Source organism: Enterococcus sp. 5B3_DIV0040 (assembly GCF_002140755.1).
Taxonomy (GTDB): Bacteria; Bacillota; Bacilli; order Lactobacillales; family Enterococcaceae; genus Enterococcus_D; species Enterococcus_D casseliflavus.
Window position 1 is genome coordinate 780,833 of record NZ_NGLC01000001.1, and the last position, 13,842, is coordinate 794,674.

General features: G+C 43.5%; 13 protein-coding genes (1 of these 13 running past the window's edge). 10 read left to right on the forward strand and 3 right to left on the reverse strand.

What is annotated here, in order from left to right; genetic code table 11:
- Positions 1–1,451 carry the 5' portion of a beta-galactosidase gene (locus tag A5883_RS03865; RefSeq protein WP_086338021.1) on the reverse strand. 547 nt of this gene lie to the left of the window's left edge, so the window shows 1,451 of its 1,998 coding nt (coding positions 1–1,451); it begins with the start codon at positions 1,449–1,451; its stop codon lies off the left edge, out of view.
- Between the two features lie 435 nt (positions 1,452–1,886).
- Here A5883_RS03865 and arcA point away from each other — a divergent pair, with 435 nt between their 5' ends.
- The 10 genes from arcA to A5883_RS03915 all read left to right on the forward strand — a co-directional run bounded on the left by arcA (position 1,887) and on the right by A5883_RS03915 (position 12,018).
- Positions 1,887–3,104, forward strand: coding sequence for an arginine deiminase (gene arcA / locus A5883_RS03870; protein WP_010749205.1), 1,218 nt, complete (start codon positions 1,887–1,889; stop codon positions 3,102–3,104).
- A gap of 384 nt (positions 3,105–3,488) precedes the next feature.
- On the forward strand, positions 3,489–3,800 hold the full coding sequence (locus tag A5883_RS03875) for a hypothetical protein (protein ID WP_015510092.1): 312 nt from the start codon (positions 3,489–3,491) through the stop codon (positions 3,798–3,800).
- Positions 3,801–5,792: a V-type ATP synthase subunit I gene (locus A5883_RS03880; protein WP_086338022.1), complete on the forward strand. Its 1,992-nt coding sequence runs from the start codon at positions 3,801–3,803 to the stop codon at positions 5,790–5,792.
- Positions 5,776–6,249 carry a V-type ATP synthase subunit K gene (locus A5883_RS03885; protein WP_005229236.1) on the forward strand — a complete coding sequence of 158 codons (474 nt, stop codon included), beginning with the start codon at positions 5,776–5,778 and terminating at the stop codon, positions 6,247–6,249. Before A5883_RS03880 ends, A5883_RS03885 begins: the two co-directional genes overlap by 17 nt.
- A 16-nt stretch (positions 6,250–6,265) precedes the next feature.
- Positions 6,266–6,856 (forward strand): V-type ATP synthase subunit E, encoded by a 591-nt coding sequence (locus A5883_RS03890; protein ID WP_005229237.1) that lies wholly within the window; start codon positions 6,266–6,268, stop codon positions 6,854–6,856.
- 14 nt (positions 6,857–6,870) lie between these two features.
- A complete protein-coding gene (locus A5883_RS03895) occupies positions 6,871–7,872 on the forward strand; it encodes a V-type ATP synthase subunit C (RefSeq protein WP_005229238.1) in 1,002 nt (333 codons plus the stop codon).
- Positions 7,865–8,179, forward strand: a complete 315-nt coding sequence (locus A5883_RS03900; protein ID WP_016613063.1) for a V-type ATP synthase subunit F — start codon at positions 7,865–7,867, stop codon at positions 8,177–8,179. The genes A5883_RS03895 and A5883_RS03900 overlap by 8 nt, the downstream gene beginning before the upstream one ends.
- 31 nt (positions 8,180–8,210) lie before the next feature.
- Positions 8,211–9,986 carry a V-type ATP synthase subunit A gene (locus tag A5883_RS03905; RefSeq protein ID WP_010749209.1) on the forward strand — a complete coding sequence of 592 codons (1,776 nt, stop codon included), beginning with the start codon at positions 8,211–8,213 and terminating at the stop codon, positions 9,984–9,986.
- Positions 9,986–11,374: a V-type ATP synthase subunit B gene (locus A5883_RS03910; protein ID WP_005237151.1), complete on the forward strand. Its 1,389-nt coding sequence runs from the start codon at positions 9,986–9,988 to the stop codon at positions 11,372–11,374. The genes A5883_RS03905 and A5883_RS03910 overlap by 1 nt, the downstream gene beginning before the upstream one ends.
- Entirely contained in the window at positions 11,374–12,018 is a 645-nt protein-coding gene (locus tag A5883_RS03915; RefSeq protein ID WP_005229243.1) for a V-type ATP synthase subunit D, read from the forward strand. The genes A5883_RS03910 and A5883_RS03915 overlap by 1 nt, the downstream gene beginning before the upstream one ends.
- Positions 12,019–12,093: 75 nt before the next feature.
- Here the strand turns inward: A5883_RS03915 and A5883_RS03920 are convergent, their stop codons facing one another.
- Positions 12,094–12,900, reverse strand: coding sequence for an ABC transporter ATP-binding protein (locus tag A5883_RS03920; RefSeq protein WP_015510090.1), 807 nt, complete (start codon positions 12,898–12,900; stop codon positions 12,094–12,096).
- The gene (locus tag A5883_RS03925; RefSeq protein WP_005229245.1) at positions 12,900–13,820 is read right to left on the reverse strand and encodes an ABC transporter permease; all 921 of its coding nucleotides are present in this window, start codon (positions 13,818–13,820) and stop codon (positions 12,900–12,902) included. Before A5883_RS03925 ends, A5883_RS03920 begins: the two co-directional genes overlap by 1 nt.
- Positions 13,821–13,842 lie beyond the last annotated feature (22 nt).

The following is a 13,842-nucleotide window of genomic DNA, read 5'->3' on the forward strand; positions in this document are numbered from 1 at the left end:
ACGATCCCACTAAAGAAATTCGTCAAGAAGATGCCACCTTGTCGCACGTAATCATTGATTTTCTTACCGAAGGCTTCTGGTGCTGAATAGAGATTTGGGGCGATCACTAAAGGATAGCCGTCTAGGGATTCGGAAGGATGGACAAAGTCTACGTTCAGATTTAACGCTCTTAGCGCGCCATACAGGCTGCGTAACTGATGAATGTACTTTAAGGTGCTTGGTTTGGCATCCAATTCCAGCGCCCACCAATTTTCCCAGTCAAAGACAACCGCGACATCAGCCAAGAAGCGCGTCCCAACAATTTCCGACAGTTGCGAAAATTCGTTGCCTAATTGCGCACATTCACGAAAGATACGGCTTGAATGAGGATCTCCGTGAGGCACCATCGCACTATGAAATTTTTCCGCACCGCCACGAGACTGCCGCCATTGGAAGAACATGATGCCATCAGCGCCATGAGCGAGCGCTTCATAACTCCATAGACGCAGCTGGTTGGGTGTCTTGGCACCATTGATTTGCCGCCAATTAACGGCGCTGGTGGCTTGTTCCATGATCAAAAAAGGTTTTTTCTTTAAACTACGAGTTAGATCGTTAGCAAGAAATTGCGGGTAAGGGATCTTTTCAAAGGGATTCGGGTACGAATTCCAGCTGACTACATCCATTTCGGGTGCCCATTTAAACCCATCCACGTATTTGTGCAAGCCCATCAGATTGGTCATGTAAGGGATGCCTTGTGAATATTTTGCGATCGCCGCCTTTTCGAGTTGATAGAGCTCCATATTCATGTCGGAAAGAAAACGGCGATAGTCTAACTGCTGCGCAGGATTTTTGAAGGTCGGCATCGCTTCAGGTAGAAAAATTTCCTCCCAGCTGCCATAGGATTGACTCCAAAACTTGGTTGACCAAGCATCATTCAATCCAGCGATGGTCTGATATTTCTCTGCTAACCATGTCTGAAATCTTTTCCGACAATGATCGCAATAACACTCGTGGATGTGACAGGTATATTCATTATTGATATGCCACATGACTAGCCCTGGATGATTGGCATAACGGTTTGCGACTGCTTCTGACAAATCGGTGGCATATTGACGATAGATAGGGGAAGTCGGACAGTAGTGCTGGCGCGCCCCATGAACCAGTCGATTGCCATGAATGGTCACAGGCAGCATCTCAGGATGTTTTTGAACAAGCCAAGCGGGAGGCGAAGCCGTTCCGTTGGCTAGGTCGATCATGATATTGTTTTCATATAAAAGATCCATCAACCAGTCCAGAAAATCAAAATCATAGGTGGATTCATCTGGCTGCAGATTGACCCAGCCAAAAATATTGATACTTACATAGTTCACACCTGCTTCTTTCATTAAGCGCATATCTTCAAGAATGACTTCTTTAGACCATTGTTCAGGATTGTAGTCGGCACCATAGTAAAGTTGACGTTGCATTTTCATCAAATCGCTCCTTTATAGACGTTTCTTTAGCATCAAGATACTTGAATCATAGCAAATATTTATCTGTTTGATAGCGGTATCATTTGAAAATCATGAAATGATCCAAAAAAACAAAAATAATTCAATCTGGTTTCGCAGCTAGGACTATCGTCCATCAGTTCTTTTGCCTTGCTGTTTTTTTAACAAAAATATACAATTGAAAAAGGCGGTAAATTAAAGTATCTAGAATTTATATTCTTATCTAGTTGTTTTTTTATCGGAGGTTTCTTTTTGCTGAAATGCATGTTTATAACTATATGATCCACCAAAAAAACTTTGAATCACGAGTAGAAAAAACACGATGAGTCAGAGAAATGAATAATTATGTGATGAGGAATCAAAAAAATGAATGACATAAGTTATTCAACAAAATTGCCAAGAAGGAGAGACAAGCTCATGAACCAGCCAATACAGATTTTTTCTGAGATTGCCCCTTTAAAACGGGTGCTGCTGCATCGTCCAGGCGCAGAATTAGAAAACTTGATGCCGGATTATCTTGATCGATTGTTGTTTGATGATATTCCTTTTTTAACCCAAGCGCAAAAAGAACATGATTTTTTTGCGGATACGTTAAGAAGCAAAGGGGTGGAAGTCCTTTATTTGGAGGATCTAGCTGCTGAAACATTGACAACAACTGGTGCCAAAGAGGCCTTTTTAGAAGACTATTTAAATGAAACAACGATCCTTGATGAAGAGATTCGCAACGAAGTGCGCAACTTTTTCCTGTCGATTAAAGACAATCGCGCCTTTATCGATCATACGATGGCGGGCTTGAAAAAAAGTGAGGTAGAAATTTCAAAAGCCAGTAACTTAACGGCAATCGTTGAAACAGAATATCCTTTCTTGATCGATCCAATGCCAAACCTATATTTCACGCGAGATCCGTTTGCGACGATTGGTCACAGTGTTTCCTTGAATCGAATGTATTCTGCAACGAGAAGACGGGAAACCCTCTACGGAAAACAAATTTTTACGCACCATCCGATGTTTGCCCGCAATGAGACGAACTTTTTGTATCATCGGGACGAAACGACGCGGATGGAAGGCGGCGATCAGCTGATTTTATCTGATAAAATCGTGGCGATCGGGATCTCTCAACGAACAGAAGTTGCCTCAATTGAAAAAATTGCCGAAACGATTTTTGCCACAGAACCGAGTTTCGAACATATCTTGGCATTTAATATCGGCGAAGAACGAAAATTTATGCATTTAGATACGGTCTTCACGATGGTGGATCATGATAAGTTCACGATCCATCCAGAAATCGAGGGAGAACTTTCGCTGTATTCAATCACTAAACACAAGGACGGTGTGCGAGTATATGAGGAAAAAGATACGTTGGAAAACATTCTTTGCCGTTATTTAGATTTGCCTGAAGTCCACTTGATCCGCTGTGGTGGCGACGATTTAGCAGCGGCAGCTAGAGAGCAATGGAATGATGGGTCTAATACCTTGGCGATTGCACCTGGAGAAGTCGTGGTCTATGACCGCAACACCATTACCAATGGGCTGTTAAAAGAGGCAGGAGTCATTTTGAATGAAATCTCGGGCAGCGAATTGGTTCGCGGACGCGGGGGCCCCCGCTGTATGAGTATGCCGTTTATACGTGAGTAGGTCGATGCTTTGTTATTTTAAATGCTTGTCTTTTCTTTAGAAGCATTTAAGTTAAGAAAAAGACGAGAAAAAACTAAAAGAAAGATTTGAAACATCATTTTGTTTCTAATCTTTCTTTTTTGTCATCATTTAACCCCCAATAAAATGAAAAGGATTTCTTTTTGTGAAAATGTGTAATTTTTGTGACTTTTATATGTAAAGACTATAAAAAAACGCTAGGAACCTTGTTCTATCGCAAAATTTATGTTACGGTTATATTAGAAAACGGAAATAGGTGAAGGTATTTGCCACTTATTGATTTTTGACACCCTACGATCAGCGAATGCCATATGCTTGATTTGTAGTGGTTTTTTTTGCGGAAAAAAAGTGAAAGCAGGTGAGAAAATGACAGTAGATGCCATTCGATTATTACAAGAAGCAGAGCAATTTGCGGAAAATAAAAATAAAGAAGCAGAAGCAGAAAAAAAACAATTGGCACAAGCAAGAGAAGAACGGTTGAAGGCGTTTAAAAAAGAGTTGGCAGAAAAAGAAGCCCAACAAAAAGAAGCAATCAACCAAAAAATCGCAGCTGAGTTGGTACAGTCTAAGGAACCACTCTTGGCTAAGACCCAAGCAGAAGTGGAAACACTGCGAACGATCCCTAATGAATTGAAAGAAGAAGCATTAGCAATAATAATAAATAAGGTTGTGACATAAATGGCAATTGCAAAAATGCAAAAGTTCAGTCTGTTGACCTTTTACGATCAGAAAGAAGCTGTTTTAGAGCAGCTGCAAGACTTTCAAGGCGTAGAACTGCTTTCTTCGGAAAAATATTATGATTCTGAAGAAACGACGGGTGTTTTGACACCGGTTCGCGAGGAACAGTCTGAAGAAGAAATGGAGAACCAGTTTGGTCAAGTCAACTGGAGCTTAAATTTTTTAGAAGAATATGTACCCAAAAAAGGAATGCTGGCACAACTGCGGCAACCAATCAAAAAATATACCCTTCAAGAATTGGCTGAAACAGCCCACACCTATCCTTGGCAAGAATTATGCCAAATCCTTCGTAAACAAGACAAACGTCTTCGCTTGATTGATCAAGAAAAACGCGATGTATTAGCACAAGAAGCAGAACTGTCGATCTGGAAGTATTTCAAAGAACGACCAGCTGTTTTAAAAGAATTAAAAAAATCAGGTGGCTTGTTAGGATCGATTCCTACTTCTGAAATGGCTGACTTTACGACCAACAGTGAAAAGCTGCCGCTTGTCTATGTCGAAACCATTTATCAATCACAAACGACAACTTACTTATTGGTACTTTTCCATAAAGATGTAAAAGAAAAAGTAACTACTCTTCTAAAGAAAGCAGCCTTCGAGCAATACATCTACCCTTATGAGGGGATTCCAGAAGAAGATCTGCAAACGATGAAAGAAAAATCCCAACGTCTAATTGATGAAGAAAAAGAAATCAAAGCTTCTCTTGGTGCGATGACAAAAGAGCAAGAAACCTTGCGGATCGTTGCCGAGTATTTAGATGGAGCGATCACCCGCTTAAAAAGCAGTAAAATGCTTTTGCGTTCGACTCATGCGGTATCGATTTCTGGCTGGGTTCCTGTTGATGGGGCGGCCGAATTAGAAAAACGTATCAAAAAAGGGACCACGGATAACTATTACCTCGAATACCAAGAAGTGACGGAAAAAGAGCTGGCTGATGTGCCGATTTTATTAGAAAACGCACGTTGGATCAAACCTTTCGAAGGACTTGTTCGGATGTACAGCTTGCCGCAATATGACGAGTTAGATCCGACACCATTTATGGCGCCTTTTTACATGGTGGCATTCGGGATGATGGTTGCCGATTTTGGCTATGGGTTGCTCTTGTTTCTGGCGACATTCCTGGGGAAAAAGCTGTTCCACCTCAGCAAAGGGCTGGAACAAAATTTGACCCTCTTTCAGTTGTGCTCGATCCCTACGATTATTTGGGGCTTGATCTATGGCAACTTCTTTGGATTTGAATTCTCATTCCAACTGTTGTCTGCCCAGGATGATGTCAATCAGATCTTAGTCTTATCCGTGATCTTTGGGTACATTCAGATCATGTTTGGCTTGGCGCTGAAATTCTATATTTTATGGAAGAAAAAAGACCAGAAACTGGCTGCGATGTTCCAAGCCGGTTCGTGGATCGTCTTTTTGATCAGTGTCGTTTTTGTCGCCGCAGGAATGCTGCTTTTCCCTGACACCCCGTTACAAACGATTGGGATCGTAATGATCGCTGCCAGTCTTTTAGCAGTGGCAATCGGAGGCAGTTTAGAAGGAAAAACGTTGGCAGGAAAAATCGGTTCTGGATTGTACGGATTGATGGATGTGACCAATTATGTTGGTGACTTGATCAGTTACACCCGTCTGATGGCGTTAGGGGTTGCCGGCGGAAGTATCGCCTCAGCCTTCAACTTGATCATTAGCTACTTGCCGCCAGCAGCCCGGTTTACCGTCGGTATCTTATTATTTGTGGCGCTACATGGCCTGAATATTTTCTTAAGTTACCTTAGTGCGTATGTTCATGGTATTCGCTTGCAGTATTTGGAGTATTTTGGAAAATTCTTTACGGGGGGCGGACGTGCCTTTGACCCGTTCAAATCAAATGAAAATTATGTAGAGATCATCTCAGAAGAAAAGTTACAGGAGGATAATAATGGAAAATTGGATTAGTTTCTTTTACGAAAATGGTGGAATTGTTTTTGCAGCTTTAGGTGTAGCGACCGCAACGATTTGTGGTGGTATCGGATCAACGATCGGTGTTGGGATGACCAGTGAAGCAGCATCAGGCTTGATCTCAGAGCAGCCAGAGAAATTTGGGCAAGCGTTGATTTTGGAATTGCTTTCTAGTACCCAGGGGCTATACGGCTTTGTAATCTCCTTTATGATTTTTGGTCAGATCAGTGGTTCGATCTCATTCGATCGCGGGTTGTATTTGTTTATCGCTTCATTACCGATCGCGTTAACAGCAATTATCGCCGGTAAATGGCAAGGACGTGCCGCAAGTGCTGCGATGCAGATTTTAGCAAAAAAACCAGAACATGTGACCAAAGGAATTATCTTGGTAGCGATGATGGAAACGTATTGTATTTTAGGGTTCGTGATTTCCTTCTTGCTTGTCTTGAATTAAGAGGAGGGAAAAGTGAATGTCTGATATTACACGTTTAACTGACAAAATAACCGCTGATGCGGAAAAGAAATACCAGCTTCAAATCAAAGAAGCACAAAAAGAAAGTGAAAACCAAGAAAATTTAAAACGAGCACAGTTAGAAAAAGAGCTTAATGAACGGTTAGCTTTTTATGAAAAAGAAAAACGTGCTGCGATGTATTTGGAAATCTCAGATGTGCATATCCAATCAAGAAACAAGGTCTTGGCAGCAAAGCAGTCCGTCTTAGATGAGCTGTTTTCTGAGGCTCTGACCCGTTTGAACACGATGGATCAGGCAGCATTTTATACGTTTATCGCGAAAGGCTTGGCGAATGCACGGTTAACTGGTGAGGTCGAGTTGCTTTTAGGTGAGAAGTCCCGTCATTTTGTAGATGAGGAATTCCTTACTAAGTTGCAAGCATCGGTCCCAGAGGTTCAGCTGAAACTGGTAAATAAAACGATCCCTCGCAAGGGTGGCTTTTTGTTGCGACAAGAAGCAATTGAGTTGAATTTTACCTTTGATGCGCTACTAGAAGCCAACAAAGAAGAGTTAAGCAATACGTTACTGCAATTGATTTTTGAACAGTAAGCAGGTGCAAACAGATGAATGACATCAAATATAATACGTTGAATACGAGAATTCGGACGTATGAATCGCAATTATTCGATCGTAGTCGCTATGAGCGAATGCTCTCAGCTGCCAGCGCAGAGGAAATCTATGGGATGCTGCAAGAAACGGTTTATGGTGACTTCATCAATGAAGATGATCGTGTACACGATTTTGAACAAGTCCTGATGGCTGAGTTGAAACGGGTATACGAAACGATGTATCAGTTGACACCAGAAAAAGCGATCGTTGATTTCTTTGCTTTGAAATATGACTATCAAAATCTGAAAGTTTTAGTAAAAGCGGCGTATATGCAAGAAGATTTTTCGGCGTATCTCGTCCCAATCGGCACCCAGCCACTTTCCGTCCTTAAAGATCTGGTCAAGACCAGGAAAAGTACTCAGGTCGCGCAAGAAATGGTTGCCTGTGTGGAAGAAGTCTTTTCTTATATTGAGAACTATCATGAAGTCCAGTCCATCGATATCATCTTTGACAACCATTATTGGGAGCAATTATGGACGATCGGTAAAGAATACCAAGACGAGTTGCTGCAAAGCTTGATTCGCCGTCAAATCGATATCTTCAATATTTCAACAACGTTGCGCAGTTACGCGATGAAACGCAAGCGCGGCTTTATCAGCGCAGTTTTAGCCGACCATGGGAATTTACCTGCAAGTGAGTTGTTAGCAGAAATCACGACTTCTCTTGAGGCGTTTGTGGGATACTTGCAAGGAACCCCTTATAAAGAGCTGATCAATCATAGTTATGAAGAATTGGTAGAAAAGAAGACCTTGAATACCTTTGATATACGTAAAGACAATTTTCTAATGGCGAAGCTCAAAGAACAAAAAATCGTGCCTTTTGGGCCGTCAGCATTGGCAGGGTATCTGTATGCCAAGGAAATTGAAAGCAAGAATTTGCGTATTCTCTTGATTGGTAAAATCAATAAGGTGCCAGAAGAGATTTTAAGAAGTCGGGTGCGTGATAGTTATGCATAAAAAAATAGCAATGATGGGTGGTAAGAACTCGATCTTGCCTTTCAAAGGGCTGGGGATCGATATCTTTCCAGTCAGCGATTTGGATGAAGCCGCCCAACAATTAGAAGAGATAGCTGAAGCGTATGGTGTGATCTTTTTGACCGAGCGGTTGATTGAACAATTAGAACCGATCGTTCGTCGTTACGAAGAAGTACCGACACCAGCGATCATTCCGATTCCAAGTAGTACGGGTAGTTTAGGGATCGGCATGGCACGCATTCAGCAAAATGTGGAAAAAGCGGTAGGAATGAATATATTAGATTCATAACAGACAAGTCAGCCAGCTAGGAGGAATAAATGTGGCATTTGGCACAATTGAAAAAGTATCGGGACCACTGGTCACCGCCTCAGGATTAAGTGGCGCAAAAATCCACGAAATCTGCAAAGTCAGTGACAAGGGCCTTATCGGTGAGATCATTGAGATCAAAAAAGGGCTGGTTTCGATCCAAGTATACGAAGAAACAGCGGGGATCGGACCAGGCGAGCCCGTAGAAACGACAGGCGCACCATTGTCTGTCGAACTAGCACCAGGTTTGTTGACTCAGATGTTTGATGGGATCCAACGACCATTAGATACATTTATGTCGCAAACAGAGAGTGATTTTTTGGAGCGGGGTGTCACCATCGATCCACTGAATCGCCAAAAGAAATGGACCTTCGTCCCACAAGTACAAGTCGGCGATACTGTACAAGCCGGTGATATTTTAGGTTCAGTACAAGAAACTTCGGTGATCGAGCATAAGATCATGGTGCCACCAAACTATGAAGGAACCGTCAAAGAAATCATGGTGGGAAATTTTGCGATTACTGAAGTGATCTGTGTTTTAGAAACCATCGATGGTGAAAAATCCTTGACGATGGTTCAGAAATGGCCAGTGCGTCAACCGCGGCCAGTTACTGCTAAATTAAATCCAGGCGAACCGCTAGTCACTGGACAGCGAGTCATCGACACCTATTTTCCAGTGGCAAAAGGCGGCTCAGCTGCTGTTCCTGGACCTTTTGGTGCTGGAAAAACAGTCGTTCAGCATCAGATCGCTAAATGGTCAGATGTGGATATCGTGGTCTATGTCGGTTGCGGTGAGCGGGGCAACGAAATGCGGGATGTCATGAACGAATTTCCTGAGTTGATCGATCCGAATACCGGCAAGTCGATCATGGAACGAACGGTATTGATCGCCAATACGTCGAATATGCCAGTTGCTGCTCGGGAAGCCTCGATCTATACAGGAATCACGATCGCGGAATATTACCGTGACATGGGCTATAGTGTTGCCATCATGGCAGATTCAACTTCTCGTTGGGCAGAAGCACTGCGGGAAATGAGTGGGCGCTTGCAAGAGATCCCAGGAGATGAAGGCTATCCGGCTTACCTTGGAAGTCGAATTGCGGAATACTATGAGCGAGCAGGGCGTTTCCATTCATTAGGCACGCAACCTCGGGAAGGAAGCATTACCGCAATTGGTGCGGTTTCACCTGCTGGAGGAGACATCTCAGAACCGGTCACTCAAAATACCTTGCGAATCGTGAAAGTCTTTTGGGCATTGGATAGCATGTTGGCGCAAAAGCGGCATTTTCCATCCATCAACTGGATGAATTCCTATTCCCTTTATGAGGATCAAATCAATTCTTATTTGGATCAATTATTAGGTGATCGCTGGTCGGAGCTAGTCAATGAATCCATGGCGATTCTCCAAGAGGAAAGCAGATTAGAAGAAATCGTTCAGCTGGTAGGGATGGACTCTCTTTCCCAGAAAGACCGCTTGACGATGATGACTGCTCGTTCTTTAAGACAAGACTACTTGCAGCAAAACGCCTTCGATGACGTTGATACGTACACTTCCCGCAACAAGCAGTTCAAGATGCTGGAAAACATTCTCTACTTTAATGAACAAGCACAGCGTGCATTGCAGCTAGGTGCTTACTTAGATGAGATCACCAAAGGAACGGTTGATCTGCGTGAGCGCATCGCCCGCAGCAAATACATTCCTGAAGAAGAATTGACTCGCTTGGATACGATCAAGCATGACATCAAAGAAATGTTACAACGAATCATTGAAACTGGAGGTGTTCATTGATGTTAAAAGAATATCGTACAGTTTCCGAAATTGCTGGCCCCTTAATGGTGGTCGAAAATGTTCGAGGCGTGAAATTCGACGAACTCGTTGAGGTCCGCATGGACACAGGCGAGATCCGTCAAGGACAAGTACTGGAAGTCAGTGATGACAATGCTGTTGTCCAAGTCTTTGAAGGTACCAGTAATTTGAGTGCAGAAGAAAGCAAAGCAAGGTTTCTAGGGACTGGTTTGACGCTAGGAGTTTCTCTAGATATGATGGGTCGGGTGTTTGACGGTTTAGGAAAACCAAAAGATAATGGCCCGAGAATCTTGCCAGAAAAACGCATCGATGTAAACGGTGAAGCCATCAATCCGATGGCGCGGGACTTCCCAGATGAATTTATCCAAACGGGGATCTCAACGATCGATCATTTAAATACATTAGTTCGTGGACAAAAACTACCAATTTTTTCTGCGTCTGGTTTGCCTCATAAAGAGATCGCTGCTCAAATCGCACGACAAGCAACAGTACCTAGCCAAGAAGGCAATTTCGCGATCGTCTTCGCAGCAATTGGGATCCCTTTTGAAGAAGCTGAATTTTTCGTGGATGAATTCCGCAAAACCGGTGCGTTAGATCGTTCTGTTTTGTTTATGAACCTTGCCAATGATCCAGCAATCGAACGGATCGCTACACCTAAGATGGCATTGACCGCAGCAGAGTATTTGGCTTTTGAAAAAGGCATGCACGTCTTAGTGATCATGACCGATATGACGAATTACTGTGAAGCGTTGCGAGAAATCTCCGCTGCCCGCCGAGAAGTTCCAGGACGTCGCGGCTATCCAGGGTATCTATACACCAATTTAGCGACGCTGTATGAACGGGCAGGACGTTTGATGGGCAAAGAAGGATCGGTCACACAAATACCGATCTTAACGATGCCAGATGGCGATAAAACCCACCCGATTCCTGATTTGACCGGCTATATCACGGAAGGACAAATTATTTTGTCGCGGGACCTTTACAAGCGCAATATCAACCCGCCAGTGGATATTTTACCAAGTCTTTCACGGTTGAAGGACAAAGGAACGGGAGAAGGTAAGACCCGTGCCGATCATGCGGCAACGATGAATCAAATCTATGCCGCCTATTCCGATGGAAAAGCTGCCAAAGAGCTATCGATCGTTTTAGGCGAGTCTGCCTTATCTGATCTTGATAAAAAGTACGCACGCTTTGCTGATCTTTTTGAAAAAGAGTACGTCAATCAAGGATTTGAAACCAATCGGACGATTGAAGAAACGTTAGATTTAGGCTGGAAGCTATTAGCTACCTTGCCAAAACAAGAGTTGAGCCGTATCAAAGAAGAATTTATCGACGCCTATTACCCAACGGACGAGGATGTGAGTTCTTAATGGCGATCTTAAATGTCAATCCGACACGGATGGAACTAAGTCGTTTGAAAAAGCGGCTGACGACGGCAACCCGTGGTCACAAATTATTGAAAGACAAGCAAGATGAGCTAGTACGTCAGTTCATTCAGCTAGTAAAGAAAAACCAGGAACTTCGTAAAAAGATGGAGACCGCATTGCAAGCAGGAATGGAAGAGTATGTGCTGGCTTCTAGTAGTATTCCCGATGTCGTTTTGCAAGAAGCCTTTATGATCCCTTTAAATAAAGTGACCTTAGATGTGCAAAGCCGAACCATCATGAATATGGATGTGCCAGTGTTGAACCCTGTTTACGAAGAAGAAAGCTCGGATGATGATTTTTCCTACGGTTTTGTGAGTACCACCAGTGAGCTGGATCTCTCGTTGTCCCATCTGGATCAAATGCTGCCAGTGATGCTGCAGTTGGCCGAGATCGAGAAAACCTGTCAACTGATGGCCAATGAGATCGAACGGACGAGACGAAGAGTCAATGCGTTAGAGTATATGACGATTCCCAAGCTGACAGAAACCATTCAATACATCGAAAGCAATCTGGCAGAAGACGAACGAGCAACATTGACTCGCTTGATGAAGGTAACGGACATCATTGCAGAAAATGAAGCGAAGTAAGGCTTTTGCAAGCAGTGTGATTACAGCAAAAGGCACGTAGAAAGGAGGATTCTTTCTACGTGCCTTTTTTGCTTGTTAAGAGCGTAAGAGCAGTTGGTCATCTTTCAACTCAGCACCACTATTTTGATGGAACATTTCCATCAATTCAGGGACCGTCAAATGCTGCTTTTGCTCACCGGCAATGTCTACGACGATCTTGCCTTGATGAAGCATGATCAGGCGATTGCCATAACGAATGGCATCTTCCATGTCATGAGTGACCATGAAAGCCGTCAACTGTTGGGACCGAATCAACTGATCGGTCAATGCCATGACCGTCAATGAGGTTTTAGGATCAAGGGCCGCGGTATGTTCATCTAATAAAATCAATTTAGGCTGCTGCAACGTTGCCATCAAGAGGGTGATGGCTTGCCGCTGTCCGCCTGATAGCAAACCGATCTCAGCAGAAAGGCGATTTTCTAAGCCTAAGTTTAGGCTGGCTAACTTCTCTTGGAAAAACGCGCGGTTTTTCGCTTTGACGCCTGTTGCAAATCCGCGGACTTGGCCGCGTTTGTAAGCCAATGCTAAATTTTCTTCAACGGTCAAACGAACCGCGGTCCCCATACGTGGATCTTGAAAGACCCGACTAATATCTTTTGACCGTTTGGTCACGGATAAACGAGTAATGTCTTTCCCATCTAAGGTGATTTTTCCTTGTTCTGTTGGGATCGTTCCTGCGATACTGTTTAAGAGGGTCGATTTTCCAGCACCATTCCCACCGATGATCGTAATAAAGTCACCGGTATTCATCGTCAGGTCAATGCCTCGCAAGACATGGTTTTCATTGATCGTTCCTTTTTCAAAGGTTTGGTGTAGATTCTCGATTGTTAAGACTGAAGTCATTAGGATTGGCCTCCTTTGGTTTTTGGCAGCATCTTTTTAAGTCCTAGTTTTGAACGAAGCTGCGGTAAGGAGAGGCAGATGACTAAGACGATTGCAGATGCCAATTTGATATCGTTGGCCTCGACATTGAATTCGAATACGACGGCCAAGATAAAGCGATAAACGATTGCCCCGATCACGATGGTGATCAATCGCAAAAGCAAAGATTTATTGGCAAATAAAACTTCTGCAATAATGATCGATGCTAAACCGATCACGATCGTACCGATCCCTGAGTTCAAATCAGCGAAGCCATTGTTTTGGGCTAAGAGGGCACCAGAGAGGGCGATACAGCCATTAGAGATCATATAGCCGATAATCTTCATGTTATCAGTGTTGATGCCGTTGGCCTCGCTCATAGCTAAATTGTCGCCCGTCGCTCGCAATGCTAAGCCGATCTCTGTACGGAAAAAGAGGAACAGGCACAAAATGACGATTGCCGCGAAGAGAAAGCCTGCAAGAATCACGGCATTGTTTTTGGTCAGTCCCATGGCTTGAAATTGGGTGAAGACCGTGTCTTGCCCCAGCAAGGCGATGTTGGGAGCACCCATCACACGATTTGTGATGGAATACAGGCCAGTCATCGTGATGATCCCCGCCAATAAGGCAGGGATTTTTAGTTTTGTGTGCAGCAGACCAGATACTAAGCCGGCTACCATGCCGCCGCCAAAGCCCATCAGACTCGCTAAAATAGGCGAGAGACCATTCGTAATACTGATTGCTGCGATCCCAGCGCCTAAGGGGAAACTCCCTTCTGCAGTTAAATCAGCGATATCTAAAATACGAAAGGTTAAAAATACACCAATCGCCAGCAATGCCCAAAGGATCCCTTGAGAGGTGGCAGATTGTAGTAAGAGCAAGAATGTGTCGACTAAATTCATATGATTTCCTCAAATCTAAGTT